Below are 25883 nucleotides of genomic sequence, written 5' to 3' on the forward strand. Positions count from 1 at the left end.
AGGAGACAAGCTTGAACAAGCTGATTGTTAAGAAAGCAGCGGTACTGGGTGCCGGCGTGATGGGGGCGCAGATTGCCGCCCACCTCGCCAACGCCAACGTGCCTGTGGTGTTGTTCGACCTGCCGGCGAAAGAAGGCGACAAGAACGGTATCGTCAAGAAGGCTCTCGACGGCCTGAAGAAGCTCGATCCGGCGCCGCTCGCCAGCAAGGGCAAGCTGAAATTCATCGACGCCGCCAATTACGACGAACACCTGCCGCTGCTCGCCGAGTGCGACCTCATCATCGAGGCCATCGCCGAGCGCATGGACTGGAAGAACGATCTCTACGCGAAGATCGCACCGCACATCGGTGCCGACGCGATTGTTGCTTCCAATACCTCCGGCCTGTCGATGAATGCGCTGGCCCAGGGCCTGCCGGAAGCCATCCGGCCGCGTTTCTGCGGCATCCATTTCTTCAACCCGCCGCGCTACATGCACCTGGTTGAAATCATCGGCACGCAAAGCACTGATGCCGGTACCCTCGATGCGCTCGAAACCTGGCTGAGCTCGCGCCTCGGCAAGGGCGTCATCCGCGCGCTGGATACCCCGAACTTCGTCGCCAACCGCATCGGCGTCTTTTCGATTCTCGCCGTCATGCACCACACCCAGGCCTTCGGCCTCGGTTTCGACGAAGTCGATGCGCTGACCGGCCCGAAGATCGGTCGTCCGAAGAGCGCCACCTATCGCACCGCCGACGTGGTCGGCCTCGATACCCTGGCGCATGTGGTCAAGACCATGCAGGACACGCTGCCCAACGATCCGTGGCACGCCTACTTCACGACACCGGCCTGGTTGCAGGCGCTGATCGGGCAGGGCGCGCTCGGCCAGAAGACCCGTTGCGGCATCTTCAGGAAGCAAGGCAAGGAAATCCAGGTGCTCGACCTGGCGGCGCAGGATTACCGCAAGTCGGCTGGCGAAATCGCTGCCGACGTCGACGCCATCCTGAAAATGCGCAACCCGGCCGACAAGTTCGCCGCCTTGCGTGCCTGCCCGCATCCGCAGGCACAGTTCCTGTGGGCCATCTTCCGCGACATCTTCCACTACGCCGCTGTGCAGCTTGAAAGCGTTGCCGACAATGCGCGCGATCTCGATTTCGCGATGCGCTGGGGCTTCGGCTGGGCGCAGGGTCCGTTCGAAACCTGGCAAGCTGCCGGCTGGAGTGATATCGCGCAAGCCGTCGCCGCCGACATCGCCGCCGGCAAGTCCATGAGCAGGGTCGCGCTGCCGGCCTGGGCGCTGGAATCCGGCCGCACTGGCGTACATACTGCCGAAGGTTCCTACTCGGCGAGCAAGAATGCCTACGTGCCGCGCTCGACGCTGCCGGTCTATCAGCGCCAGCTCTTCCCCGAGCGCGTGCTGGGTGAAACGGCACTCAACCCGGAAAAAACCGGCGAGACGCTGTTCGAGAACGACGGCGTGCGTTTATGGTGCCTGCCGGCGGTCGACCGCAAGATCGGCATCATTTCCTTCAAGTCCAAGATGCACACCATCGGCGACGAAGTGCTCGACGGCCTGATTGCTGCCGTCCGCCACGCCGAAACGACGCTGGACGGCGTCGTTGTCTGGCACGAAGCACCGTTCGCCGTTGGTGCCAATCTGCAGCAGGTCGGCGAAGCCTGTGCCGCCGGCCAGTTCGACAAGCTGGAAGAAACCGTCGAGAAATTCCAGCGCGCCTCGCAGACCCTCAAATATGCGCAAGTGCCGACCGTCGCCGCGGTGCAGGGCATGGCCCTGGGCGGCGGTTGCGAGTTCGTCATGCATGCCGGCAAGCGTGTCATGGCGCTGGAAAGCTATGTCGGCCTGGTCGAAGCCGGCGTCGGCCTGATTCCGGCCGGTGGCGGCTGCAAGGAATTCGCCGTGCGCGCCGCCGAATGGGCTGCCCAGTCGGCCACGCCGGGTGAAGTGTTCAACTTCCTGCAACCGGTATTCCAGACCATCGCCATGGCTAAGGTTGCCAAGAGTGCGGTCGAAGTTGTCGAGATGGGCTTTGCCAAGCCCTCCGACACCATCCTGTTCAACGCCAACGAGCTGCTCTTCGTCGCCATCAAGGAAGCACGTGCCATGGCCGATGCCGGTTACGCGCCGCCGCCGATGGCGCGCGGTATCCCGGTCGCCGGCAAGAACGGCATCGCGACGCTGGAAATGATGCTGGTGAACATGAAGGAAGGCGGCATGATTTCCGCGCACGACTACAAGGTCGCCAAATCGGCCGCCATCGCACTGTGCGGCGGCGAAGTCGAAACCGGCAGCCTGGTCGACGAGGAATGGCTGATCACCGTCGAACGCCGCCTCTTCGTCGAATTGCTGAAAACCCCCGAAACCCAGGCCCGGATCAAGCACATGCTGGAAACCGGCAAACCTTTGCGTAATTAATCGGGTCAGGAGACAAACAAAAATGAGCAAACAGATTCAAGACGCCTACATCGTCGCCGCGACCCGCCTGCCGGTTGCCAAGCGTAACGGCATGTTCAGGAACGTGCGGCCGGACGACATGCTGGCCGCGGTCATCAAGGCGGTGGTCGCGCAGGTGCCGGGCATCGATCCGGCGCGCATCGGCGACGTCATCGTCGGCTGTGCGATGCCGGAAGCCGAGCAGGGCATGAACGTCGCCCGCATCGGTGCGCTGCTCGCCGGCCTGCCGATCACCGTGCCGGGCATCACGATCAATCGCTTCTGCTCCTCCGGGGTGCAGGCGGTGGCCGATGCCGCCAACCAGATCCGCCTCGGCCTGGCCGATGTGATGATCGCCGCCGGTACCGAGTCGATGTCGGTGATGCCGCAGATCATGGGCAACAAGATGTCGATGAACCCGGCCATCTTCGCCAAGGAAGAAAACCTCGGCATCGCCTTCGGCATGGGTTTGACCGCCGAGAAGGTGGCGAACCAGTGGAAGATTTCCCGCGACGCCCAGGATGCCTTCGCCCTAGCCTCGAACCAGAAGGCCTGTGCAGCGATTGCTGCTGGTCACTTCAAGGCCGAGACGACCCCGTACGCGATCAGCGAAAGCCTGCCCGATCTGGCGTCCGGCAACATCAAGTTGCGTCAGCGCCTCGCCGATACCGACGAAGGCCCGCGTGCCGATGCCTCGCTGGAGCGCCTCGGCAAGCTGAAGCCGGTGTTTCATGCGCGCGGTTCGGTCACTGCCGGTAACTCCTCGCAGATGTCGGATGGTGCCGGTGCGGTGATGCTGGTTTCGGAGAAGGTCCTGAAGGAATACAACCTGACACCGCTTGCCCGTTTCGCCGGCTATGCCGTCGGCGGCGTCGCGCCGGAAATCATGGGCATCGGCCCGGTCGCGGCGATCCCCAAGGTACTGGCGCAAGTCGGCATTTCCCAGGACGACCTTGACTGGATCGAGCTCAACGAAGCCTTCGCCGCGCAGTCGCTGGCGGTGATGCAGGAACTGGGCATCAATCCGGACAAGGTCAATCCGCTCGGCGGCGCCATCGCACTCGGCCATCCGCTCGGCGCCACCGGTGCGATCCGCATTGCTACCGTGACGCACGGCTTGCAGCGTACCGGTGGTCGTTACGGCATGGTCACCATGTGTATCGGCACCGGCATGGGTGCGGCCGGCATTATCGAACGTCTCTGACGGTCGACCGTGCAAAACAGGGAAAAACCATGAAACCCGCCTGGCTGGCCAAGCTTTCGCCCAGCTGGCGGGCGCGCATGGTGCGCCTCGGCTTCAATTTTCATCCGGCCTTCCGTGGCACCGGCGGGCGGGTCGAGCATGTGGCCAGGGACTTGCGCCACATCCGCATCCGCCTGCCGCTGACCTGGAAAACGAAAAACATCGTCGGCTCGATCTACGGTGGCTCGCTGTTCGCGATCACCGATGGCGCGCATCCGATGATGCTGATGGCGGCGCTGGGCGATGCCTACATCGTCTGGGACAAGGCGGCCAGCATCCGTTACCGCAAGCCGGGTTACACCACGCTGTACGCCGATTTTGTGTTGCCGGACGAGGAGGTCCTGGCGATTCGCGACGCATTGGGAATTTATCCGGAGCTTGAGCGCACCTATACGGTCGAACTCAAGGACCAGCACGGCACGGTGCACACCGTGGTCGAGCGGACGGTCTATATTGCTGAAAAAAACCACTACCGGACAAAAAGCGGAGGAGACAAACATGGAAAAAATCTGGCGCAATAGTTACCCGGAAGGGGTACCGCACGAGATCGACATCGACCACATTCCGTCACTGGTGGTCCTGTTCGAAGATGCCTGCGCAAAGTTTGGCGATCAGGTTGCCTACATCAGCATGGGCAAGGAAATGACCTACCGGCAACTCGATGAGGAATCGAAGCACTTCGCCGGCTGGCTGCAGTCGCTGGGCCTGAAGAAGGGCGAACGGGTGGCGCTGATGATGCCCAACCTGTTGCAGTATCCGGTGGCGCTGTTCGGCACGCTGCGTGCCGGTTGCGTCGTCGTCAATTGCAATCCCCTGTACACGCCGCGCGAACTGGAACACCAGTTGAAGGATTCCGGGGCGACGGCCATCGTCATCGTCGAGAACTTCGCCCATACGCTGGAACAGGTGATCGCCCGGACGGCGATCCGCCATGTCGTGGTCACGCCGATGGGCGAGTTGCTCGGTCTCAAGGGCCATCTCGTCAATTTCGTCGTGCGCCATGTGAAGAAGCTGGTGCCGGCCTGGAAGTTGCCGGGATCGATCGCCTTCAACAGCGCGCTTGCTGCCGGTCGCCAGCACGGCTGGCAGCCGGTGGCGCTGGATCACGACGACATCGCCTTCCTGCAATACACCGGCGGCACCACCGGCGTTTCCAAGGGGGCGATGCTGACCCATGCCAACATCGCGTCCAACGTCACCCAGGCCTACAACTGGATCATGCCGGCGGTGCGCGAGGGCAAGGAATTCATCATCACCGCCTTGCCGCTGTATCACATCTTCGCGCTGACGGCGAACTGCCTGACCTTCCTGATGATCGGCTCGAAGAACCTGCTGATCGCCAATCCGCGGGATATTCCGGGCTTCGTCAAGGAATGGGCGAAGTATCCGGTGACGGTCGTTACCGGCGTCAACACCTTGTTCAATGCCTTGCTCAACAGTCCTGAATTCGCCAAGCTCGATTTCTCCACCATGCGCGTCACGCTCGGCGGTGGCATGGCGGTCCAGGCGCCGGTCGCCGAACGCTGGCTGAAAACCGTCGGCGTGCCGTTGCTGCAGGCTTACGGGCTGACCGAAACCTCGCCGGCGGCAACGATCAATCCGTTGAACATGCACGAGTTCAACGGCGCCATCGGTCTGCCGATTTCCTCGACCGAAGTGTCGATTCGCGACGACAGCGGCGCCGAAGTGCCGGTCAACCAGGTCGGCGAAATCTGCATCCGCGGGCCGCAGGTGATGAAGGGTTACTGGAACCGTCCCGACGAAACCGCCAACGTCTTCCACCCGGACGGCTACCTGCGTACCGGTGACGTCGGCTACATCGATCAAAAAGGCTTCGTTTTCCTGGTCGACCGCAAGAAGGACATGATCCTGGTGTCCGGTTTCAACGTCTATCCGAACGAGGTCGAGGAAGCGGTCGTCATGCATCCGGGGATCATCGACGTCGCCGCCATCGGCGTGCCCGACGAGCATTCCGGCGAGGCGGTGAAGATCTTCGTCGTACGCAAGGACCCGCGCGTCACCGAGAAGGACCTGATCGAGCACTGCCGCACCGTGCTCACCGGCTACAAGATTCCCAAACACATCGAATTCCGCGACGACCTGCCGCGTACCAACGTCGGCAAGATCCTGCGCCGCGCCCTCAAAGAAGGAGCCTGACTTGTCCATTCCCGCATCACTGAACCACAACCTGACGCTGCCGGTCATCTGCGCGCCGATGTTCATCATCTCCAACCCGGATCTGGTCATCGCCCAGTGTCGGAGCGGCGTCATCGGCTCGTTCCCGGCGCTCAACGCCCGTCCGCAGGCCGTGCTCGACGACTGGCTGGGGCGCATCAAGCGCGAACTGGCCGCCGATCCGAAAGCCGCGCCGTTTGCGGTCAACCAGATCATCCACCCGTCGAACGAGCGCCTGGAAGACGACATGGCGTTGTGCGTGAAGCACGAGGTGCCGCTGATCATCACCAGCCTGTCGGCGCCGACGCAGATCGTGCCGCATGTGCATGCCTACGGCGGCAAGGTCTTCCACGACGTGATCAGCGTGCGCCACGCCGAGAAGGCGCTGGAAGCCGGTGTCGACGGCCTGATCCTGGTCTGCGCCGGGGCCGGCGGCCATGCCGGCACGCTCAGCCCGTTCGCGCTGGTCGGCGAGATCCGCAAGTTCTACGACGGTCCGATTGCGCTTTCCGGTGCCATCACCAACGGCAGCGCCATCCTCTCCGCGCAGGCCATGGGCGCCGATTTCGCCTACATCGGCACGCGCTTCATCGCCACGCCGGAAGCCAACGCCGTCGAGGGCTACAAGCAGGCGATCCTCGATTCCGCGGCCAAGGACGTCGTCTATACCCCGTACTTCACCGGCGTCCATGGCAACTACCTGAAGAAGAGCATCGTCGCCGCCGGCCTCGATCCGGACGACCTGCCGGTCAAGGACAAGAGCGCCATGAGCTTCGGCGGCGCCCGCGACGCCAAGGCCTGGAAGGACATCTGGGGCGCCGGGCAGGGCGTCGGCACGATCGATCAGGTGCTGCCGACGGCCGAACTGGTCGCCCGCCTGCAGCAGGAATACCGCAGCGCCAAAGCGGCGCTGTGCAGCAATCCGTTCTGAAAACAACAATTGGAGACAAGCAATGAGTGAATATCGCGCCCCCGTGAAGGATATGCGTTTCGTCATGGACGAACTGGCCGGCTTCAAGGAGCTGAGCAGCTTTCCCGGTTTCGAGGAAGCTACGGTCGACATGGCCGACGCCATCCTGGAAGAATCCGCCCGCTTTTCCGGCGAAGTGCTGGCCCCGCTCAACCGTACCGGCGACAAGGAAGGCTGCAAGCTGACCGCCAGCGGCGTCACCACGCCGAACGGCTGGAAGGAAGCCTACGCCCAGTACCGTGACGCCGGCTGGAACGGCATGACCTCGCCGGCCGAATTCGGCGGCCAGGGCCTGCCCGACACGCTCGGCATCGCCGTCAAGGAAATGCTCTGCTCGGCCAACATGGCCTTCAGCCTCGGCCCCTTGCTCACCACTGGCGCCGTCGAAGCGCTGCTGACCTGCGCCAGCGACGAACTCAAGGCCATCTACCTGGAAAAGATGATTTCCGGCGAGTGGACCGGAACAATGAACCTGACCGAGCCGCACGCCGGCTCCGATCTGGCGCTGATCCGCTCGCGCGCTGAGCCGCAGGCCGATGGCAGCTACAAGGTGTTCGGCCAGAAGATCTTCATCACCTACGGTGACCACGACATGACCGAGAACATCGTCCATCTCGTGCTTGCCCGTCTGCCGGACGCGCCGGCTGGCGTCAAGGGCATCTCGATGTTCCTGGTGCCCAAGTTCATGGTCAATGGCGACGGCTCGCTCGGCGCCCGTAACGACGCCTATTGCGTGTCGATCGAACACAAGCTCGGCATCCACGCCAGCCCGACCTGCGTCATGGCCTACGGCGACAACGGCGGCGCCATCGGCTACCTGCTCGGCGAGCCGAACCGCGGCCTCGAATACATGTTCATCATGATGAACGAAGCCCGCCTCGGCGTCGGCCTGCAGGGCATCGCCCTCGGCGAGCGCGCCTACCAGCAGGCGCTCGGCTACGCCCGGGATCGCAAGCAGGGCCGCGATGCCGTCACCGGCGAAGCGCTGGTCACCATCGACAAGCACCCGGACATCCGGCGCATGCTGATGCTGATGAAGTCGCGCGTCGAAGCCTGCCGCGCCATGGCCTATTACACCTCCGGCCTGCTCGACCGTGCGCATGTGCTGGCCGACGCCGAGGAGCGCAAGAAGGCGTTGTACCTGGCCGAATTCATGATTCCCATCGTCAAGGGCGGCGGCACCGAAATGGGCATCGAAGTGACCTCGCTCGGCGTCCAGATCTACGGCGGCATGGGCTTCATCGAGGAAACCGGCGCCGCGCAGCACTGGCGCGATTCGCGCATCACCACCATCTACGAAGGCACTACCGGCATCCAGGCCAACGACCTGCTGTTCCGCAAGCTGATGCGCGACCAGGGCGCCACCGCCAAGATCGTTTTCGGCGAAGTCTACGCCACCGCCAAGGCGCTGGGTGCCTCCGGCAAGCCCGAACTGCAGGCCATCGGCCAGCGGCTTGGCGTCGCCCTCAAGGCCTGGACCGAAGCCACCGAATGGCTGGCGGCCAACGCCAAAACCGGCCTCGGCGGCGTGTTGACCGCAGCAGTGCCTTACCTGCACCTGGCCGTTACCGTCTGCGGCGGCTGGTTCATGGGCAAGGCGGCGCTGGCTGCCGCCGGCTATCTTGACAAGGAGGAAGGCGATCAGGCCTTTTACCGCAACAAGATCGCCACCGCGCGTTTCTACGCCGACCAGATGCTGCCCCAGGCCAACGCCTACGCCGCCACCGTGATGGCCGGCGATGCGGCGATTGCCGGGCTCGGCAGCGAACTGTTCGACGCCTGATTTTTTTGGCAGTCCTTTCTCCAGCCTTGCGTTTCACCCCCGCTGGTCGGGGGTGTTTTTTTTGGAGTTCGCCATGCACTTCCCGGAACTGACAGTCATTGAACCCAGCTGCACCGACGGCGTCCTTGAACTGCGCCTGAACCGCCCCGACAAATCCAACGCCCTCGACGACGCGCTGTGGCAGGAACTGCGCACCGCCTTCGACTGGGCCGACGCCACGCCGGCGGTACGCGTCGTCGTACTGTCCGGCGCCGGCAAGCATTTCTGCGCCGGCATCGACCTTGCCATGCTCGGCGGCATCATGGCGCGCATTGCCAATCCGGACGAGGCGCGCAGCCGCGAAGCCTTACGCCGGCTGATCCTCGACCTGCAGGATTGCCTCAGCGCCATCGAACGCTGCCGCAAGCCGGTACTCGCTGCCATCCAGGGCGCTTGCCTTGGTGGCGGGCTCGATCTCGCCTGCTGCTGCGACATGCGCTACGCCAGCACCGACGCGGTGTTTTCGGTGCGCGAAATCGATATCGGCATGGTTGCCGACGTCGGCTCGCTGCAGCGCCTGCCTGGCCTGATCGCCCCCGGCCTGGCGCGCGAACTGGCCTATACCGGCCGCGACCTCGGCGCCGATGAAGCGCTGCGCAGCGGCCTGGTCAACCAGCTATGGCCCGATGCCGAAGCGCTGCGCGACGGCGTTCTCGCCATCGCCCGTCGGATTGCCGGCAAATCACCGCTGGCTATCCGCGGCAGCAAGGAAATCCTCAACTACAGCCGCGACCACAGCGTCGCCGACGGCCTCAACCACGTCGCCACCTGGAACGCCGCCATGCTGCTCTCGGCCGACCTGCGCGAAGCCATGCAGGCCGGGCGGGAACGTCGCCCGCCAAGCTTCGCCGACTGACTACGGCGGCAGTTCCGGAAATCCTGCGGTCGACCTCCCGAAAAAGGGAATTTCCATCGGGGTCAGGCTTGCTATGCTTGGCCCCGACAAACAACGCAAAGGAAACCCCATGGCCATCGGCTGGTTGACGATACTCTCCAACGTCCCCTGGACGGACGTGATCAAGAACGCCCCGGCCGTCGCCGATGGCGCCAAGAAGCTCTGGAAAAAGGTCGGTGGCAAGACGTCGACCGCAAGCAATGTTCCAGTCGCCGAAGCGGCCACGCCGGAAGACCGCATCGCCAACCTGCAGGCGCGCGTCGACGAACTGCACGCTCAGATGCTGACCGCCAGCGAAGTCGTCCGCTCACTCGCCGAGCAGAACGCGCAACTGATCGCCCGCGTCGAAAAAACACGCCGCCGCCTGCTGTGGCTGGCGATGTTCACCGTCGGCGTCGCCGGCATTGCTGTCGCTGCTTGGTTGCGCTGACCGTTCATGGGGCAGCACCCTTGCGCATCTGGCCGGGGTTTGTCCGGCTCACCAGCGCCAGATGTAGAAACCGGCAACCAGGGCGATGAGGGCCCACAGAAAAAGCAGGGTGGCGTGGCCGGGGCGGAGCAGCAGACTCTTGTCCGGCCGTTTCGGGTGGTAGTAGACGCGCACATTGCCGGCCGCATCCGCCTTGACCCGACTCGGTAAAAATGCCGAAGTGTTCTTCAGTAAGCCCGAAGCCGACATCTTCCACACCGAGATTTCCCGCCCCTGGTAAGACTGCCCATGCACGCGGTAACTGTAGAGTGCGTCGGGCACATACTGCTGATCAGCCGGGTTGAACCCGGTCGCCCCGAACTGGCGAACGCCGAGTCGCAGCAACCGGCCTTCGGTGCTCGGCCAGCGACGTACCCGGAGTACATGCCACAAGGAACCAGCGAGTACGATCAGCACATAGACGCTGGCCCAGAAATGAATGCCCTGCAGCTCCTTGCGCAGCGCCAGATCGATCATGCTTCGCAGATATTCGATCATTTCAAGGGCGCATCATCCGCGATGAACGCAACCCGGAAGCCCGGGTAGCTTTTCTTCAAGGCGATGACCAGCATGGCAATGCCTGCGACAACGCCGACAGTCAGGCCGACGAGCGTCGTCAGTGGGGCGATGTCACGGAAGCCGAGGATAGCCCCGACGAAACCAATGGCAAAACCAAGCACGCCGCCCGCGACAACCGAAAGCGCGAGCGCCCGCCAGAGCCACGCCCACCAGATACGGATGACCCTCTGCCAGGTGATTTCAAGCTCCTGCATCTGTTTTCTCCTCGTGTTGTGAATATATTTCTGAACCTGCGGCCTGACTGCCTGAGGTGCCAGTGGCTGCATATGCACTCTGATCTCGGGTATCTTGCCCTCTGGCACCAAGTAGCGAGCGAACGCGCGGAACAACCTGCAACCAATAGTGTTCAGTAAAGAAGCGAAACAGCGGACGCTGTAGCCAAATCCTGGCGCGGTACCAATGCAAATGACGACGTGCAGCGCAACGATGGCACTTTGCGTTCAACCATTCACTGTCAAAGCCCGCCCACTCGCCCGCCACACTCATAAGATTGGCTGACACCGCAGGAGCAACTTCGTAGTCATGAATAGCGCGTACCTCCTCAACGGAATAGGGAGAGGCAGCGATAACGCGAGCTATGTAGTCCAACTGGTAATCAGCAAGCTCTGTGTCTAGCCAGAACTCCGAAAGCGCCTCCCACACGGGCATACGTGATTGGAGTTCCAGGGGGGACAGAGTGGTGGTCATGGTTGTAACGCCCAATGTTTGAATTCACCGGACTGCGCGGTTTTTCGCACAGGTCCGCTGGAATGATGGGTTCGATTTCTTCCACTTGCGCAACTTGGCTCTGGCACTCTCGTACGGAGCGATGGTGTTTACTTGAATCCACTTGGCGAGAGGCCACTTCTGTCCTGCCGAGCGTGTCCGGAATTTTGTGTAAACGGGGTTTGGGTTAAAGGTTGTTCATCCGGTCCTCGAACTGGATAGTAAAGCGAGTCAGCGCCGCCTTCCAATCCCGAATCGGCATGGTCCATTTCCGGCTGATATTGCGCAGCGCCAGGTAGAATAGTTTCAGCAGTGCTTCATCGCTCGGAAACGAGCCGCGGTTCTTGGTGATTTTGCGCAGACTCATGTTCACCGATTCGATCGCATTGGTCGTGTAAATGACCTTGCGAATCTCTGGCGGGTAGTCGAAGAACGGGATGATCCTCGGCCAGTTCCGACGCCAGGACTGACTGATCGGCAGGTAGGCCTCGTCCCATTTGTCCTCGAATTCACCGAGCATCTGCTCAGCCTCGTCCGCCGTGGCGCAGGTGTAAATCCGCTTCAGGTCGGCAGCGACCTCAGGCCGCATCTTCCACGAGACGTAATTCAGGCTATGGCGCACCAGATGGACGATGCAAAGCTGGACGGCGGCATGGGGATACACAGCTTCGATGGCTTCCGGGAATCCCTTGAGGCCATCCACGCAGGCAATAAAGACATCCTGCACCCCACGGTTCTTCAACTCGGTGATGACCTGTAACCAGAACTTGGCCCCCTCGGTCTGTGCGATCCACAGGCCCAGCACCTCCTTCTCACCGGCCATGTTGAGGCCGATGGCCAGATAGACGGCCTTGACCCGCACACTGCCATCCCTGACCTTCACGTGGATGCAATCGAGATAGACGATGGGGTAAATACTGTCCAGAGGCCGGGACTGCCAAGCCTTGACCTCTTCGATCACAGCGTCGGTTACCGAGGAAATCAGTGTCGGCGAAACCTCGGTGCCATACATTTCTTCAAGATGGGCCTGTATCTCGCGAACCGTCATTCCTCGGGCGTAGAGCGACAGAATCTTGTCGTCAAAGCCGCTCCAGCGGGTCTGGTGCTTCGGAATCAGCTGCGGCTCGAACGTGCCGTGGCGGTCACGGGGAATCTCAATCGGCAGTTCGCCGAACTCGCCCTTCAAGGTCTTCTTGCTCTTGCCGTTGCGGGTATTCCCGGCAAGATTCTCTACCGGTTCATTCTTCCCGTGGCCGAGGTGGTCAGCCATCTCCGCTTCCAACGCCTTCTCGACCAGCAGCTTGGTCAGTTGCTTGAGCAACCCATTCTCGCCAATCAGGTCTTCCGGCTTGCGGTAGTCAGCCAACAGGCTGTCCAGCAACTCCTTCGGTACTGCTTTCTTTCCTACGGTCATCATCGCTCCTGGCAATGTGGCAGTTTCCTGCCGGGTGACCGTTTACACAAAAATTCTTACACGCTCGTCCTGCCCAATGACGCTTACCGATGCTAAATATTGTATCTTCGCTACTTGATTCAATGAAAAGCCGCATTCTTTCCTCCAGCGTCTCAAACTGGGCGAGCAACTGCTTGAGGGTTTGTTCGTTCTGTTCTTGGTAAAAGGATTTTGCCAGCAACCCGAGTTGATTCCACTTGAACCCAGGTGCTGGCATTTCGACTGTTTGCCCATTGGTCTCAAGGTCGTCCCAAGATAGGAGAAGCCGTCCCCAGCCAATTTGGTAAGCGATAAGGTCACACGGTGAAATACCACCTTCAAGCTCCGGATTACGCTCCAGCTCTGAGGGAACCTCGGCAGCCTCCTCGATCAGTTTCGAGTATGCAGCCTGCAAGCTACTCAGGAGTTGGTGTTTGTTGGTTGGCAGAGGCATCTGGTTATTGAAATCGAACGCTTGAATTAAGCCGAGCCGCGAAGCGGTGTCGGCTTGAGCGCCGGGTTAGCCTGCATTTGGCTTACAGGGAATGGCGAAGTCGATGTGGTAATGCTCATCATGGCGAACCCAGGGCTTGCCTTTCATAAACGGTACGTTCTGCCGCAAGTAAGCCCCTCGCTGCGTAGCAAACAGCCTGGGCAGGTATGGAGTTTCGAAGATGACCTGCGCGATGCCGAGGCCTCGCTTTTTTGCCGCAACGTGCAACTGATATAGGTGTTCGGCGAGAGCGGGGAAGTCGATGGAGTATTCGTCGTACTTGGCATTCGCATCGAACTCGATGTCGTAGCCAAAACGACTTGTCATGTTAGTCGGCAGCGGTACGGATTTGCCGTCCGCGTTCTTCACGGGAACAAAGAAATCGACCGACAGACCGTTTTGATGGGTCCGGTGGGGCCGAAAACGCCCGCCTGACGCCCATCCTGTTTCGCCATAGACGTAGGTCGTGGACGGTGCGTACTTTTGAATCTCTGAAAAGGCAGCAATGACGATTTCAGCGACTTTGGAGTGAACATAGGTGCGCCCTACGGAGGTGGCCACCGTACTGTATGCAGAGAAATTGGACCCGCTATTAGGTAGTTTCACACTACCTTCGATCCGACCATTGCTCACTGTGCCGAAGCACTGGCTATCTGCACCGAGCACAGCAACTGAAACGCTGGCCAGCGCTACTGCGAGAAGTGGATGGAACGCACGCATGAATGGTGGCTAACGTTTAATTTGCGGGGCGGCGAAGCCGTCCCACACGAACGACCTGTTAGGCGTGTTGCGCGGGCCTCTTCCATTTACCTTCATTGGCACACTCCACAAGATGCCCAAGGGTGAGTTCCGGAAGATCCAAAAGGTCTCGCGCCGGAATGCCTCGAATGTAGCGTTGCCACAGATACAGAGGTAGACCGAGCGGATTCCCACCAGCCTCCGGACCGAAATACTCGATCCAGTCGAAGTCCTTCATGTTGACGTCGAACTTCTGCGCGTATGCCGCCATGAATTCTTGCCCGTCTAGTCCAGCGATCTGGAAGTCGTGCGCAAGCGCTGTGCGTTCGGTGATCGCTGCGCGCAAGTCCCACAGTTCAGCAACCGCAAATGCGCGGATATCTTCGAATGTGAACCGACTCATAGATTGCTGCCTAACGTTTGACGTGAGGGGCCGCCGGAGCGGCGAAGCCGCGAAGGGAACCGGCAAGCTCAGCTTGCAGGCGGTCCCTCTCGACGGAATTGTTATGCGATTGGTGGCAGCCGACTACCATTTTCATCCGCCTCTTCTAAAGCCGCACTGATGCGCTGAATCTCTAAAGCAATTGGCTCGATTTCATACTCACCATCGAGCAGTCGAAAGACACCGCAATCAATAAAGTAGGCTCTGAAAAAGTGGCCTGGCACCCCATCTTCCCGTGGCCTTGGGGCAACAAACTCAGGAAATATGTAACCCGATAAGCCAGAGGAAAGATAAACATCGAGTTTCTCATCGAAATGCTCGATAGCATTTCTCAAATCCCTATTGTGAAGTGGACTGTCGTCTCCAACGGCTAGAGCTTGGCGAAGCTGACGGCCTCGATCTTCGTGCCCTTTCCGAACCGGCCAGAAATAACGAGACAACGCGCCCCCCTGAATAACTACATTCTGAAGCTCGTTGAGGATTGCGTGCACAGGAAGATTCAGGAGGTGCTCTTCTGTTACATCTTGCGGCAGTTTCTCGAACACCGAAGAAACTCGCACCATAGATCGAAGCGCTGATTGGCAATTGAACAACATTGCTTGAATGTAAAACGTTTCGAACGGTGCCCAGATCTTCCCATCAACGACTGTCATGGTTTAACTCGCAGCGCATAACGTTCAAGGTAAGGGGCGGCCCGCTTGCGGGACGTCCGAGCGGCCGAAGGCCGCGCCTTGACCACAATGTTAGGTATTTGAGCGCTTACCAAAGAAAATTTCATATAGGTAATTGATGACAAAAACGTATAGATAACCGAAGAGTAGAGCATAAACGGAGAAAATGACGACAAACAGAAAAACTTCTCGCAACGCGATGCCAAATGGGATGGCAGCGAGACTAAGTGCGGCGGTGACAAGCACGAATAAAACCGGGGCAAAATAAGACAGACGGCGAATAGCGCGAACAGATTTGTTGCGGGACCAGAATAAGATGGCTGTAATGAAAAGTAGATAAGGGAGACCGCCGAGCGCTAATGAGAGAAGGAAAATCGCAGCGACGCCATCAACTACTTCACTCGAAGTCAATTGCGCCATCAATCCTATGGCTAGTGGTACGGCAAGTGGCAAAACAAGGCTTAACTGAAGGAAGCGACGTTCTGTCAGCACGGTGATACCTAACGTTGTAGGTAAGGGGCGCTGCGCGGCGCTTTATCGCGCAGCGTCCAGCGACCGGAGGGAGCGGCCTTGACCGCAGTGTTAGGCGGCATAGGCATGTGGATAAACCTCAAGGGTGCCGAGTGCAATAACGTTACGAAATGCCGCCAGAATTTCGTTGGAAATTTGCTGCTGATCGGAGCAAACGATGGCGTCACGGTAAGGGACACGAAGGCATAAAACAGCCAGTTGGCCGTTTTGAAGTTGATAGCCCCACCAGTCTTCCTCGCCTCCATAAGTGGCAAAGGAATTTAATTCAGTGAAATGCGGTGCGCCCATAATTTTGTGTAGCGCGGTGCGCTCAATATCGTGAGCACAGGCCAATTGCCACATTTTTGATTGGATGGGCGGTGAAAGTGGGGTCATGGCTTTTGGTACCGCCTAACGTGTAGCTAACCCGACGCCCGTCAGGGCGGTCGGGTTGAGCGCATTGTTAGAAATTGGATGGAATATCACAGGATGCTGCGCGAGAGAAAAAATGCGCCTGTGGAGGCTGCTGTTGAAGCCAGCGCGATAACCGAACTGGTGCCAAACGAAAGACGCAGACTTACTTGAAAACCGAGAACATAGGCAGCCAAAAAAGCCCCAAAGACTGCCAAGCCCGGCAACCCGGAAATATGGGTTACTCCAGACCCCTTTAAGAAGCTCAACAGGGTGAAAGCAGCAACCACCAGAAAAATGAAAGAGTTTCCAATAGCTTTGACGGCATCGCCAAAGGACACGGCGACACCACTCATGGAGTGGGCAATATGACGAATAAGGGCTGTTATGACTGCGAGAGAAATGGCCGTAGCCAACGTTACCTTTAGCGGAACAAGGAAAGAAAACCATAACATCGCGCCAATGAGTAGTAGGTAGTGCATGGTGTTTTCTAACGTTGGAGGTAAGGGGCGCTGCGCGGAGCTTTATCGCGCAGCGTCCAGCGACCGGAGGGAGCGGCCTTGACCGCAGTGTTAGGGGGCATGGTATGCGACCACTGCAAAAGCGATTGCATAGAACAAACAAAAAAATGCCATTGCTCTCCCTAACCATTTATTTGCTGTAACACGCCATTCGGCGATTGGTTGTGCAGAGCGTTTTGCGAGCATTGTGGCAGCGGCTCCAACTGCAAGAAAGACGATTTGTGCATACGTCAGTAACCAGCCGACACGATCAAGACTTATTGGCCGCCCTGCAAGAGCGGAACCCCACATTAGCGTAAGTGCAATGAGTGTCGGGCTAATGGTGAGGATGGCTATCAAGGAGCCCCCTAACGTTGTAGGTAAGGGGCGCTGAGCGGCGCTTTATCGCGCAGCGTCCAGCGACCGAAGGGAGCGGCCTTGACCGCAGTGTTAGAGGGCAATTTTTCTTTCCTCGGGCGATAAATATTGGGCACCTGTTGTAATAGGCTCTATACGTTGAGACTGAGTAAAGCTGTCGGAGCAGAACGAAATAAAACTATTAGGCGGCCAGTTGAGCTCAATTTTCCAAGGCAACGATGAATAGCCGTTTGGATAAGTGACTGACTCACGATGAATTTCATGGATGGTCATTGGCCCCACCGCCGCGCTCGCAACTGCATAGTTGATTGAAACGACCAGATCCGAGACTTCGTGAAACGTAAGATCTGAGGGTGCAACCCTGAAACGATATGCGCCTTCGATTGGTGGCAGCCACTCAACGATGAAGTCGATATCGAGAGCGAGATCACCACAGAGTTCGCCCTCAATAATGCGGAATGCGTGGATGGCATTATCGTGCCATTGAATTTTCTCAAAGTCGTCAGTGGAAAACACGCAGTTGCCCTCTAACGTATGCCTTCAGCGGACGGCAAAATGCGCAGTATTTTGACGGTCCGCTGCAAGCGCTTGTTAGCCATTTTGTGCAGTTGGATCTTTGAGTCCAATCACGGGTCCTGGCGTCTCCCAGTCACATTGACTTTTGAAGAACGCAAAGAATCCATCACGCTCGGGAACGCTCTGCGGGTCGCGAAGACGCGTGATTACGGCATCGAAGTGGCGAAGAACGGCGGAGTAACAGCGCCGAACGTCGATCAGCACGGACGCTATCTCTCCTTGGAGATCAAGAACCCCATCCTTCTTCGGGAGAGTGACCACGATGTCGCGATTCATCTCTGCGAAATAGATACGCTCGCGGAACATTCCATCATGAAAGAATCCGCAGCGAGCGTCAGAGTAAAGAAGTTCCCCCACTCTCGAGAGAAGCGTTTCCGGGACGTTCGAGGACTTAAATACATCCACGAAGCCTTGGGAGAAGAACTCCTTTGATCGGTTTTTGGAGGATTGGCACATTGCATAGCTCCAAGCCCCTTCAAAATAGGTGAGAAGGATGCAGAATGCCGCAGGCCCGCCGTGCTCCTGCTCGAGAACGACTTTCGCGGGGGCCAGAAGCCAGTTCCTAACACGGTCGTCGTAGACGTCAATGGCGTCATCGATGGATGGAGAATCCAGCTTGGAGTCTCGGAAGGATGGGCTTATGGAAATTGCCATGGCGCCTCTATGTGGGGGCTAACGTTGAAGGTAAGGGGCGCTGCGCGAAGCTTTATCGCGCAGCGTCCAGCGACCGGAGGGAGCGGCCTTGACCGCAGTGTTAGAAGGGTTTGCCGGGAAAACTGTGGCCCAAGCGAATTGCTTGAAGCCGCGACCGCTGGCGGCAAACGGAAAATGCTTGTTAGCCGGGAAAGCCCCCAAACCCGAGGGTTTTGTTTTTGGCTGAAATTTCCGGTTGACCGTAGCAAACGAGACAGCGGCGGGGCCGGGCACGTAAAACCCGGAAACAGCCCGCCGGAAGCAACCCACGCCGAGCCGGACTGGTGAAACCAGCGCGCAGCTAAAAATAGGCGGGAGAAGCTTGAGCACCATAATGGACTGAACCTTCTAACGCTGAGCTAAAGGGCGGTGCGTCAGCACCGTCCGCTTTGAGCGCCGGGTTCGGCGCTGGAGGTTGAGAAATTGGATACCGGAACATTGAGCCACAGGCTGTTTATATCGACACGCTCACCGCTAAGTGTGGACTTTTCACAATCCAGACCGAGTTGAACAATGGCTACGGCTGCCGAAGCAAAAGCAAGGACAAGGAACACCCTGGTTGCTGCTACATATCCGACTGCCCGCTTGGCTACGAAATGGACGCCGACGACCCGCAGTGGGATGACTGCTACTCGCCGGGATACTGGGTGCTGCAAGTGCGCGAAATTGCGACGCCGAACGTTTGAGTTCAGCGGACGGCAAAAGCGTAGCTTTTGACGGTCCGCTGGAACGAATTGTTAGCTCGGTTATAGCCATAGTTGCCACAGAGATGCCCCTGCGAATAGCAGAACTGTAAAACCGAAAAAAGGTTTTCGTGGCCATATGGCTTGAACAAACCGAGCAAGGAAAACCGGAATGGCGATTAGTAATGCGGAGCCGAATGCAGCTGGCGCGGTTAGGAGCCAAGTGACTGCGTAGTAGATGGCGAAAAATAATGCCAGCACGAGAGATAACACAGCGCCAAAGCCAATCGGACTGGATGGTAACGAAAGCTGATAACCCCACGGATTAGACATTGCCTGGAAAGGCGCAGAAAGAATTTGCGTAAAGGGGGTTCCCATGAGGAGATCGAATACGCCGATCAACAATGGGCCGAAAACTATGAGGGCGATTTGAGGGCCGAATTCAGAGACTGTTTTTTTGTGATCCATGCACCACTTGATTGAGAACCAGCCGAAAAGGCAAACGATAAAAGAAAGGGACCAGAGATAGCCAAGTCTCGGGCTGCTCGCAAAGAAGCGGCTGAACGCAAAAAAGAAAATTATCGTTGCAACTGCAAGCCATCCATAAACCCTTCGCAGAGCGGCAAGCCCCTCCACGATTTTTGTGTCCTTGAGGCTTAGATTGAATTTTTCGTAGCCGCTTTCAAGCTGGGCAACAAAGCTATCTATCTTTGGATTCTGGCGTGCAACTTCGCCAGCCCAATAGACACCAATAAAAATCTGGACGATGTTGAGGAAGAGCTTGAGCATAAGAGCTAACTAGTAGTAGACGACAGAAGTGTCCAATAAGCTGGACCTCTGTCCGATAAGCTGGCGGACCGGACATGGTTTTGCCCTTGTCATTTCCGGGTTCCGGATGTATAACTGTTTATCCATACAGTATTTGTTCTCCCATGAAACCGGACAGTCTCAATTCCGATGTGTCGCCTTCGCGTCTGCTCGATCAGGTTCGGGCTGCAATACGCGTTCGGCACTACAGTTTACGTACCGAGCAGGCATATGTCCATTGGGTTGTTCGTTTCATTCGTCATTGCGGAATGAGGCATCCGCGTGAGCTGGGCGCGCGTGAGGTTTCTGCCTGTCTTTCATACCTGGCGAGCGAGCGCGATGTTGCGGCGGCAACCCAGCAACAGGCGCTTTCGGCTTTGCTGTTCCTGTACAAACAGGTTCTGGAAATCGAGTTGCCGTGGTTGGATGATCTCGTTCGTCCGAAGAAACCGGCACGTCTGCCGACGGTGCTTCACGTCGATGAAGGGGCGCGTCTACTTGATGCGATCCGGCCAGAGCACGCACTGATGGGGCGTTTGCTCTATGGTACGGGGATGCGTTTGATGGAGTGCTTGCGTCTGCGGATCAAGGACGTTGATTTTTTGCGCCGGGAAATTCTGGTCCGCGATGGCAAGGGCGGTAAGGACAGGGTGACGGTCCTGCCCTTGTCACTGATCGAATCTTTGCAACGGCAGTTGAAGGCGGCACGTGTCTTGTTCGAGCGCGACCGGGAAGCAGGGCTGCCAGGGGTGTATTTGCCGCATGCGCTGGAGCGCAAATATCCGGGTGCCGGTGCAAGTTGGGGCTGGTTCTGGGTGTTTCCGGCTGCTGGATTGTCGGTTGATCCGCGTAGCGACATCGAGCGGCGCCATCATGCGCATGAAAAATCCCTGCAGCGGGCAATGAAACTGGCGGCCGGGCTGGCAGGGTTGAGCAAGCCGGTGTCGGTGCATACGCTGCGCCATTCTTTCGCCACCCACTTGCTGGAATCGGGTTACGACATCCGTACCGTGCAGGAACTGCTGGGCCACTCGGATGTGTCGACGACGATGATCTACACTCATGTGCTCAATCGGGGCGGGCGGGGGGTGGTGTCGCCGCTGGATGCGGTGCGTGCTTTACAGTAGCCGGCGTTGGCAATACTCTCCGGCAAAACTTGGATGGTGAACCTTGAGCGATTTGTTTTCTTCTACCGAAGTCGACCGTTCCGCCCCGCTGGCCGAACAGTTGCGCCCGCAGACGCCGGACGAGGTGATCGGCCAGCAGCATCTGCTCGGGCCGGGCAAGCCGTTGCGTCTGGCGTTTGCGTCCGGGCAGCCGCATTCGATGATCCTGTGGGGGCCGCCGGGTGTGGGCAAGACCACGCTGGCGCGGATGATGGCGACGCAGTTCCAGTGCGAGTTCATTGCGCTGTCGGCGGTGTTTTCCGGGATCAAGGAGGTGCGCGAGGCGGTGGCGCAGGCTGAGATGTGGAAGACGCAGGGGCGGCGGACGATCCTGTTCGTCGATGAAATCCACCGTTTCAACAAGGCGCAGCAGGACGGTTTTCTGCCTTTTGTCGAAAGCGGGCTGCTGACTTTCATCGGCGCGACGACGGAAAATCCGTCGTTCGAGCTGAATTCGGCGCTGCTGTCGCGGGCTTCGGTCTATGTGCTGAAGTCGCTCGACGAGGCCGAGATGGGGCAGCTGTTCGACCGCGCCAGCGCCCGGGCGCTGGCTGATCTGGCCTTTGCCGGCGAGGCCAGGACGCGCCTGATCGGGCTGGCCGATGGCGATGCGCGGCGCTTGCTCAACCTGCTCGAACAGGTGCGGACAGCGGCGCACACGGCGGGCATTGTTGCGGTCGACGGTGCTTTCATCGAAGAAACCATGGCGCAGAGCCTGCGCCGTTTCGACAAGGGCGGGGACGCCTTCTACGACCAGATTTCGGCGCTGCACAAGTCGGTGCGCGGTTCCAGCCCGGATGGCGCGCTCTACTGGTTCTGCCGCATGCTCGACGGTGGCGCCGATCCGCGCTATCTGGCGCGGCGGATCATCCGCATGGCCTGGGAAGACATCGGCCTGGCCGATCCGCGGGCGATGCAGATCGCCAACGACGCGGCCGAAACCTACGAGCGGCTTGGCTCACCGGAAGGCGAACTGGCGCTGGCGCAGGCGGTGACTTACCTGGCGGTCGCCGCCAAGTCGAACGCCGGCTACAACGCCTACAACGCCGCGCGCGCCTTCGTTAAGCAGGACGGCTCCCGGCCGGTGCCGGTGCATCTGCGCAACGCGCCGACCAAGCTGATGAAGGAACTCGGTCACGGCAAGGCTTACCGCTACGCGCACGACGAGCCGGAAGCCTACGCCGCCGGCGAGAGTTACCTGCCGGACGGTCTGCCCGAACCCGGCTGGTACGCACCGACGCCGCGCGGGCTGGAGGGCAAGATCGGCGAGAAGCTTGCCCACCTGCGCGATCTGGATCGCAAGGCGGGCAAGAAGTAGGGGGCGTTCAGTCGATCTTCTTGTGATCGATGTTGCCCTTGAACACCGGTTCGCCGTATTTTTCCGGGCGCTTTGCTTCCGCTTTGGCTGCGCCGTTGCCGGCCTTGATGTTGCGGTCCATCCATTTCAGCATGTCCACCCACATCGCCCGCTGGTCGCGCAGCGGCGGCATCATCGTCGCGTTCGGCAGTTCGATGGTGACTACCGGCACGTTCTTGTAGAGACCACCGTAGTTGCCCATCGAACCGGGATAGACGCCCAGGCGGTTGAGTGCCAGCCGGCCGAAGCGCAGCGGTTGCGGCGCCGGGCCGTCGTAGTCGAGCAGGTTGTAGGGGGCGTGGATGCTGATGATGACGTCGGGCTTGTAGTCGGCGATCTGCTTTTCCAGCCAGCGCGTTTCGATTTCCGAGCCCGGCGTGTCGCCGGGAAAGCGCCGCGGGTCGCGGCCGGTGCGCTCGATCCAGTATTTGTGGGCGTCGCTGTCCCAGTCCGGGGTCGGGAAATTGCGGTTGAGATCGACGCCCTTGCTGTTGACGCGGGTCGACGGGCGGATCAGCAGGCCGTCCGGGTTGGACGCCGGGATCACTCGCCAGTGGTATTTTTTCCCGGCTTCCTCGCCGATCCATTCGAGCCAGCGGAAGACGATGGAAACCGAGGTCAGTTCGTCGCCGTGGATGCCGCCGATGACCAGCGCGCGCGGCGCCTTGTCCGGGCGTTTGCTGGCGGCAGCGATGTCGCGCCAGACCAGTACCCGGCCGCCGGCGGTGCGTTCGCTGCCGGTGACGAAAGGCTGCTTGCGGCATTGTTCGGCATCGACGCTGTGCAGACGGCGGCCGAGATCGTCGCACCAGGCATCGGTCAGCGCACGTTCGCTGGCCACGGCGGGCAGGGTGAGGATGAAGGCGGCAACAAGGCCGCAGGCGGGGCGGATCAGATGACGGAACATGGGTGAATCGGGCGCAGGCAAAACGCAATGATAACCGCCCGGGCGCCGGCTACCGAGCATTCCGGCCTCGCGTATAATGCGGCGCTTACCGAAAAGCCGCATTTTTTGCCAGATATTGCGGTCGACCGCAGGAAAACAGGAAAAATCATGCTCGACATCCAACAACTCCGTTCCAACCTCGATGCCGTGGCCGAAGGCCTGGCCAAGCGCGGCAAGCCGATCGACTTCACCGAATTCTCTGCACTCGAAGCCGAGCGCAAGACGCTGCAGACGCGTACGCAGGATCTGCAGGCGCAGCGCAACAGCCTGTCCAAGCAGATCGGCATGTTGAAGGGCAAGGGCGAGGATGCGTCGGCGGTGATGGCGCAGGTCGGCGCGCTGGGCGACGAGTTGAAGGCTTCCGAGGTGCGCCTCGGCGAGTTGCTGGAGCGCTTTACCGCCATCCTGGCCGCGTTGCCCAACATCCCGGACGAATCGGTGCCGGTCGGCAGCGACGAGAACGGCAATGTCGAGATCAAGCGCTGGGGCACGCCGCGCGTTTTCGATTTCCCGATCAAGGATCACACCGATGTCGGCGAGGCCATCGGCCAGCTCGATTTCGCCACCGCCGCCAAGATTTCCGGCGCGCGCTTCTCGCTGCTCAAGGGCGGCCTGGCCCGCATGCACCGCGCGCTCGCCCAGTTCATGCTCGACACGCACAGCGAACAGCATGGCTACACCGAACTGTACGCGCCCTACCTGGTCAATGCCGCCAGCCTGCACGGCACCGGCCAGTTGCCGAAGTTCGAGGAAGACCTGTTCAAGGTGCTGCGCGGCGACCAGGACCCGCTGTACCTGATCCCGACTGCCGAAGTGCCGGTGACCAACATCGTCCGCGATGAAATTCTCGAAGCTTCCGCGCTGCCGCTGAAGTTCGTCTGCCACACGCCGTGCTTCCGTTCCGAAGCCGGTAGCGGCGGTCGCGACGTGCGCGGCATGATCCGCCAGCATCAGTTCGACAAGGTCGAGCTGGTGCAGATCGTTCATCCGGAAAAGTCGGCGGAAGCGCACGAGGAGCTGACGCGTCAGGCCGAAATCATCCTTGAGAAGCTGGAACTGCCGTATCGCCGCATGGCGCTGTGCACCGGCGACATGGGTTTCTCTGCCGCCAAGACCTACGACCTCGAAGTCTGGCTGCCGGCGCAGGACACCTATCGCGAGATTTCGTCGTGTTCCAACTTCGGCGCCTTCCAGGCTCGCCGGATGCAGGCGCGTTTCCGCAACGACAAGAACAAGCCGGAACTCTGTCACACGCTGAACGGTTCCGGCCTGGCCGTTGGCCGGACGCTGGTCGCGATCCTGGAAAACTACCAGCAGGCCGACGGCAGCGTGACCATTCCGGCCGTGCTGCGCCCGTACATGGGCGGCCTGGAAAAACTCAGCGCCTGAGCTTGAGCCCGGGCTGTTCGCCGGGCGCCGACAGGTCGAGCATCGGCAGCGGCGCTTCGTTGCGCGTCAGGATGTCGTAGTAGCTGCGGATGTTCTCGACCAGGATCACCGCCTCGCCACCGCGGGCCCGGCCGGATTTCAGCCGGTTGTAGTACTGCGGTTTTGCGAGCAGCGGCAGGACGCGCTTCATGTCGTACCAGGCGTTCGGGTTGGCCTTCAATTGCCGGCCGATGGTCCGCGCCGCGTTCAGGTGGCCGGGGCCGATGTTGTAGCCGGCCAGCGCCAGCCAGGTGCGGTCGGGTTCTTCCACGTCCGCCGGCAATGTGTCCTTCAGGATGTTCAGGTAACGGGCGCCGCCGATGATGCTTTCGCGGGCATCCAGCCGGTTGCTGACACCCAGCCGGTCGGCCGTTTCCTCGGTCAGCATCATCATGCCGCGGACGTTGGTGTAGCTGGTGGCGAACGGGTCCCAGTGGGATTCCTGGTAAGCCAGCGCGGCGATCAGCCGCCAGTCGATGCCGGTGATCCGTTCGGCATCCTGGAAATGCTTGCGCAGCTTGGGCAGCGTCGTTTCGATCTGGCCGAAGAACTTCTCGATATCGATCTGCTTCAGTCGCCGGACGTGGCCGAAATAGCGTTCCTCCAGCCGCGCCAGCGTGCCGTCCTTGCGCACCCGTTCGATAAAGGCGTCGACCCGCGCCTTGACTTCCGGATTCGGCGACTTGCCCAGCCACCAGGTGATCGGCGCGGTATCGCTCAGCGTCAGCGTCGTGCGCAGCGTCGGGATGTGCTGGTTGGCCAGGTCTTCCAGCCGCCCATCCATCGCCACGTAGCTGACCTTGTGATCGCCCATCGAGTCGAGCAGGTCGAGGATGTCGCCCTGGCCGACTTCGACCAGCGTCAGATCCTGGATTTCCGCCGCCAGCCGGCGGATCGTTGCCGCCTGCCGGGAGCCGGCCAGCGCATGCACCGTCTTGCCGGCCAGTTGCTCGAGCGAAGTCAGCGGCAGCGAGCCTTCGTGCTGGGCGAGCACATCGCGCGTACTGAAGATTGGCGGGCTGCCCTGCATGTCGGTGTGGCTGCTCGGTGACAGCCAGGCGGCGGCGATGTGGTAGCGGCCTTCCAGCAACTGGCTGTTCAGTTCTCCGGGGGGCAGCACGACGAATTCGGTGCGGACGCCCAGTTCCTCGGCCAGCAGCGTTACCAGATCGTATTCGAGACCGCTGATCGTTCCTGCTTCGTCAGCCGAGTAGGTCAGCGGACCGGGCCGCGTCAGTACGACCAGATCCTGCTTGCCCGGCGTCGGAAAGGGCAGGGGCGTGCGCCATCCCTCACCGCACCCGGTGAGCAAAAGAATGAGCAAAAGCGCGAACAGGCTGTTAAAACGGGGCATATCCTGTGCTA

At 60.0% G+C, this 25883-nt stretch carries 27 protein-coding genes and 1 pseudogene; 11 read left to right on the forward strand and 17 right to left on the reverse strand.

Annotation, left to right across the window (positions count from 1 at the left end):
- The first annotated feature begins 11 nt into the window (after positions 1-11).
- From BJN45_RS14450 to BJN45_RS14485, 8 genes are all read left to right on the forward strand, one after another.
- Complete coding sequence (locus tag BJN45_RS14450; protein WP_076096458.1) at positions 12-2411, forward strand: 3-hydroxyacyl-CoA dehydrogenase/enoyl-CoA hydratase family protein; 2400 nt, start codon at positions 12-14, stop codon at positions 2409-2411.
- 22 nt (positions 2412-2433) lie between these two features.
- Complete coding sequence (locus BJN45_RS14455) at positions 2434-3633, forward strand: acetyl-CoA C-acyltransferase (protein ID WP_076096460.1); 1200 nt, start codon at positions 2434-2436, stop codon at positions 3631-3633.
- A gap of 29 nt (positions 3634-3662) precedes the next feature.
- Positions 3663-4193: a DUF4442 domain-containing protein gene (locus BJN45_RS14460; protein WP_076096462.1), complete on the forward strand. Its 531-nt coding sequence runs from the start codon at positions 3663-3665 to the stop codon at positions 4191-4193.
- A complete protein-coding gene (locus BJN45_RS14465; RefSeq protein ID WP_076096464.1) occupies positions 4171-5829 on the forward strand; it encodes a long-chain-fatty-acid--CoA ligase in 1659 nt (552 codons plus the stop codon). The genes BJN45_RS14460 and BJN45_RS14465 overlap by 23 nt, the downstream gene beginning before the upstream one ends.
- A gap of 1 nt (position 5830) precedes the next feature.
- On the forward strand, positions 5831-6778 hold the full coding sequence (locus BJN45_RS14470; RefSeq protein ID WP_076096466.1) for an NAD(P)H-dependent flavin oxidoreductase: 948 nt from the start codon (positions 5831-5833) through the stop codon (positions 6776-6778).
- Positions 6779-6800: 22 nt separating this feature from the next.
- Positions 6801-8600 carry an acyl-CoA dehydrogenase C-terminal domain-containing protein gene (locus BJN45_RS14475; RefSeq protein ID WP_076096468.1) on the forward strand — a complete coding sequence of 600 codons (1800 nt, stop codon included), beginning with the start codon at positions 6801-6803 and terminating at the stop codon, positions 8598-8600.
- A 73-nt stretch (positions 8601-8673) separates the two neighbouring features.
- Positions 8674-9495, forward strand: a complete 822-nt coding sequence (locus BJN45_RS14480) for a crotonase/enoyl-CoA hydratase family protein (RefSeq protein WP_076096762.1) — start codon at positions 8674-8676, stop codon at positions 9493-9495.
- Positions 9496-9604: 109 nt separating this feature from the next.
- Positions 9605-9964 carry a hypothetical protein gene (locus tag BJN45_RS14485; protein ID WP_076096764.1) on the forward strand — a complete coding sequence of 120 codons (360 nt, stop codon included), beginning with the start codon at positions 9605-9607 and terminating at the stop codon, positions 9962-9964.
- 48 nt (positions 9965-10012) lie between these two features.
- On the opposite strand, the gene BJN45_RS14490 is transcribed toward BJN45_RS14485, so the two are convergent.
- The 15 genes and pseudogenes from BJN45_RS14490 to BJN45_RS14555 form a co-directional block, all read right to left on the reverse strand.
- Positions 10013-10501, reverse strand: a complete 489-nt coding sequence (locus BJN45_RS14490) for a DUF3592 domain-containing protein (protein WP_076096470.1) — start codon at positions 10499-10501, stop codon at positions 10013-10015.
- Positions 10498-10776, reverse strand: coding sequence for a hypothetical protein (locus BJN45_RS14495; protein WP_076096766.1), 279 nt, complete (start codon positions 10774-10776; stop codon positions 10498-10500). The genes BJN45_RS14490 and BJN45_RS14495 overlap by 4 nt, the downstream gene beginning before the upstream one ends.
- A complete protein-coding gene (locus BJN45_RS17690; RefSeq protein WP_139326358.1) occupies positions 10763-11269 on the reverse strand; it encodes a DUF7079 family protein in 507 nt (168 codons plus the stop codon). The genes BJN45_RS14495 and BJN45_RS17690 overlap by 14 nt, the downstream gene beginning before the upstream one ends.
- A 24-nt stretch (positions 11270-11293) precedes the next feature.
- Positions 11294-11425 (reverse strand): annotated as a pseudogene (locus tag BJN45_RS18275) (ClbS/DfsB family four-helix bundle protein); the annotation flags it as partial.
- A 49-nt stretch (positions 11426-11474) separates the two neighbouring features.
- On the reverse strand, positions 11475-12701 hold the full coding sequence (locus BJN45_RS14505; RefSeq protein ID WP_076096472.1) for an IS256 family transposase: 1227 nt from the start codon (positions 12699-12701) through the stop codon (positions 11475-11477).
- Complete coding sequence (locus BJN45_RS14510; protein ID WP_076096474.1) at positions 12646-13173, reverse strand: ClbS/DfsB family four-helix bundle protein; 528 nt, start codon at positions 13171-13173, stop codon at positions 12646-12648. The genes BJN45_RS14505 and BJN45_RS14510 overlap by 56 nt, the downstream gene beginning before the upstream one ends.
- 66 nt (positions 13174-13239) lie before the next feature.
- Positions 13240-13932, reverse strand: coding sequence for a penicillin-insensitive murein endopeptidase (locus tag BJN45_RS14515; RefSeq protein WP_076096476.1), 693 nt, complete (start codon positions 13930-13932; stop codon positions 13240-13242).
- A 58-nt stretch (positions 13933-13990) separates the two neighbouring features.
- Positions 13991-14353, reverse strand: a complete 363-nt coding sequence (locus BJN45_RS14520) for a DUF1493 family protein (protein ID WP_076096478.1) — start codon at positions 14351-14353, stop codon at positions 13991-13993.
- Positions 14354-14454: 101 nt separating this feature from the next.
- Positions 14455-15045 carry a hypothetical protein gene (locus BJN45_RS14525; protein WP_205750603.1) on the reverse strand — a complete coding sequence of 197 codons (591 nt, stop codon included), beginning with the start codon at positions 15043-15045 and terminating at the stop codon, positions 14455-14457.
- Between the two features lie 90 nt (positions 15046-15135).
- Positions 15136-15555: a hypothetical protein gene (locus tag BJN45_RS14530; protein ID WP_139326359.1), complete on the reverse strand. Its 420-nt coding sequence runs from the start codon at positions 15553-15555 to the stop codon at positions 15136-15138.
- Between the two features lie 90 nt (positions 15556-15645).
- Positions 15646-15969, reverse strand: coding sequence for a hypothetical protein (locus BJN45_RS14535; protein ID WP_139326360.1), 324 nt, complete (start codon positions 15967-15969; stop codon positions 15646-15648).
- A gap of 86 nt (positions 15970-16055) precedes the next feature.
- On the reverse strand, positions 16056-16466 hold the full coding sequence (locus BJN45_RS14540) for a hypothetical protein (RefSeq protein WP_139326361.1): 411 nt from the start codon (positions 16464-16466) through the stop codon (positions 16056-16058).
- Between the two features lie 468 nt (positions 16467-16934).
- Entirely contained in the window at positions 16935-17378 is a 444-nt protein-coding gene (locus tag BJN45_RS17695) for a hypothetical protein (protein ID WP_139326362.1), read from the reverse strand.
- Between the two features lie 75 nt (positions 17379-17453).
- A complete protein-coding gene (locus BJN45_RS14545; protein ID WP_076096486.1) occupies positions 17454-18092 on the reverse strand; it encodes a hypothetical protein in 639 nt (212 codons plus the stop codon).
- A gap of 785 nt (positions 18093-18877) precedes the next feature.
- A complete protein-coding gene (locus tag BJN45_RS14555; protein WP_076096490.1) occupies positions 18878-19603 on the reverse strand; it encodes a hypothetical protein in 726 nt (241 codons plus the stop codon).
- 143 nt (positions 19604-19746) lie between these two features.
- Here BJN45_RS14555 and BJN45_RS14560 point away from each other — a divergent pair, with 143 nt between their 5' ends.
- Together BJN45_RS14560 and BJN45_RS14565 are read left to right on the forward strand one after the other, a co-directional pair.
- Positions 19747-20748: an integron integrase gene (locus BJN45_RS14560; protein ID WP_076096492.1), complete on the forward strand. Its 1002-nt coding sequence runs from the start codon at positions 19747-19749 to the stop codon at positions 20746-20748.
- Between the two features lie 43 nt (positions 20749-20791).
- Positions 20792-22105: a replication-associated recombination protein A gene (locus BJN45_RS14565; protein WP_076096494.1), complete on the forward strand. Its 1314-nt coding sequence runs from the start codon at positions 20792-20794 to the stop codon at positions 22103-22105.
- A gap of 7 nt (positions 22106-22112) precedes the next feature.
- On the opposite strand, the gene BJN45_RS14570 is transcribed toward BJN45_RS14565, so the two are convergent.
- The gene (locus BJN45_RS14570; RefSeq protein ID WP_076096496.1) at positions 22113-23051 is read right to left on the reverse strand and encodes a M14 family zinc carboxypeptidase; all 939 of its coding nucleotides are present in this window, start codon (positions 23049-23051) and stop codon (positions 22113-22115) included.
- 147 nt (positions 23052-23198) lie between these two features.
- On the opposite strand from BJN45_RS14570, the gene serS reads away from it, so the two are divergent.
- Positions 23199-24479: a serine--tRNA ligase gene (serS, locus tag BJN45_RS14575; protein WP_076096498.1), complete on the forward strand. Its 1281-nt coding sequence runs from the start codon at positions 23199-23201 to the stop codon at positions 24477-24479.
- On the opposite strand, the gene mltF is transcribed toward serS, so the two are convergent.
- Positions 24469-25872 carry a membrane-bound lytic murein transglycosylase MltF gene (gene mltF / locus BJN45_RS14580; RefSeq protein ID WP_076096500.1) on the reverse strand — a complete coding sequence of 468 codons (1404 nt, stop codon included), beginning with the start codon at positions 25870-25872 and terminating at the stop codon, positions 24469-24471. The genes serS and mltF overlap by 11 nt on opposite strands.
- Positions 25873-25883 lie beyond the last annotated feature (11 nt).

This window comes from Azonexus hydrophilus, assembly GCF_001956855.1.
GTDB lineage: Bacteria > Pseudomonadota > Gammaproteobacteria > Burkholderiales > Rhodocyclaceae > Azonexus > Azonexus hydrophilus_A.

What these genes read in the sequence shown, in the direction of transcription:
- BJN45_RS14455 (WP_076096460.1), top strand. Translation starts at nt 2,434, where the DNA reads ATGAGCAAACAGATTCAAGACGCCTACATCGTCGCCGCGACCCGCCTG.
- BJN45_RS14460 (WP_076096462.1), top strand. Translation starts at nt 3,663, where the DNA reads ATGAAACCCGCCTGGCTGGCCAAGCTTTCGCCCAGCTGGCGGGCGCGC.
- BJN45_RS14465 (WP_076096464.1), top strand. Translation starts at nt 4,171, where the DNA reads ATGGAAAAAATCTGGCGCAATAGTTACCCGGAAGGGGTACCGCACGAG.
- BJN45_RS14475 (WP_076096468.1), top strand. Translation starts at nt 6,801, where the DNA reads ATGAGTGAATATCGCGCCCCCGTGAAGGATATGCGTTTCGTCATGGAC.
- BJN45_RS14480 (WP_076096762.1), top strand. Translation starts at nt 8,674, where the DNA reads ATGCACTTCCCGGAACTGACAGTCATTGAACCCAGCTGCACCGACGGC.
- BJN45_RS14485 (WP_076096764.1), top strand. Translation starts at nt 9,605, where the DNA reads ATGGCCATCGGCTGGTTGACGATACTCTCCAACGTCCCCTGGACGGAC.
- BJN45_RS14490 (WP_076096470.1), bottom strand. Translation starts at nt 10,501, where the DNA reads ATGATCGAATATCTGCGAAGCATGATCGATCTGGCGCTGCGCAAGGAG.
- BJN45_RS14495 (WP_076096766.1), bottom strand. Translation starts at nt 10,776, where the DNA reads ATGCAGGAGCTTGAAATCACCTGGCAGAGGGTCATCCGTATCTGGTGG.
- BJN45_RS17690 (WP_139326358.1), bottom strand. Translation starts at nt 11,269, where the DNA reads ATGACCACCACTCTGTCCCCCCTGGAACTCCAATCACGTATGCCCGTG.
- BJN45_RS14505 (WP_076096472.1), bottom strand. Translation starts at nt 12,701, where the DNA reads ATGACCGTAGGAAAGAAAGCAGTACCGAAGGAGTTGCTGGACAGCCTG.
- BJN45_RS14510 (WP_076096474.1), bottom strand. Translation starts at nt 13,173, where the DNA reads ATGCCTCTGCCAACCAACAAACACCAACTCCTGAGTAGCTTGCAGGCT.
- BJN45_RS14515 (WP_076096476.1), bottom strand. Translation starts at nt 13,932, where the DNA reads ATGCGTGCGTTCCATCCACTTCTCGCAGTAGCGCTGGCCAGCGTTTCA.
- BJN45_RS14520 (WP_076096478.1), bottom strand. Translation starts at nt 14,353, where the DNA reads ATGAGTCGGTTCACATTCGAAGATATCCGCGCATTTGCGGTTGCTGAA.
- BJN45_RS14525 (WP_205750603.1), bottom strand. Translation starts at nt 15,045, where the DNA reads ATGACAGTCGTTGATGGGAAGATCTGGGCACCGTTCGAAACGTTTTAC.
- BJN45_RS14535 (WP_139326360.1), bottom strand. Translation starts at nt 15,969, where the DNA reads ATGACCCCACTTTCACCGCCCATCCAATCAAAAATGTGGCAATTGGCC.
- BJN45_RS14540 (WP_139326361.1), bottom strand. Translation starts at nt 16,466, where the DNA reads ATGCACTACCTACTACTCATTGGCGCGATGTTATGGTTTTCTTTCCTT.
- BJN45_RS14545 (WP_076096486.1), bottom strand. Translation starts at nt 18,092, where the DNA reads ATGGCAATTTCCATAAGCCCATCCTTCCGAGACTCCAAGCTGGATTCT.
- BJN45_RS14555 (WP_076096490.1), bottom strand. Translation starts at nt 19,603, where the DNA reads ATGCTCAAGCTCTTCCTCAACATCGTCCAGATTTTTATTGGTGTCTAT.
- BJN45_RS14560 (WP_076096492.1), top strand. Translation starts at nt 19,747, where the DNA reads ATGAAACCGGACAGTCTCAATTCCGATGTGTCGCCTTCGCGTCTGCTC.
- BJN45_RS14570 (WP_076096496.1), bottom strand. Translation starts at nt 23,051, where the DNA reads ATGTTCCGTCATCTGATCCGCCCCGCCTGCGGCCTTGTTGCCGCCTTC.
- serS (WP_076096498.1), top strand. Translation starts at nt 23,199, where the DNA reads ATGCTCGACATCCAACAACTCCGTTCCAACCTCGATGCCGTGGCCGAA.
- mltF (WP_076096500.1), bottom strand. Translation starts at nt 25,872, where the DNA reads ATGCCCCGTTTTAACAGCCTGTTCGCGCTTTTGCTCATTCTTTTGCTC.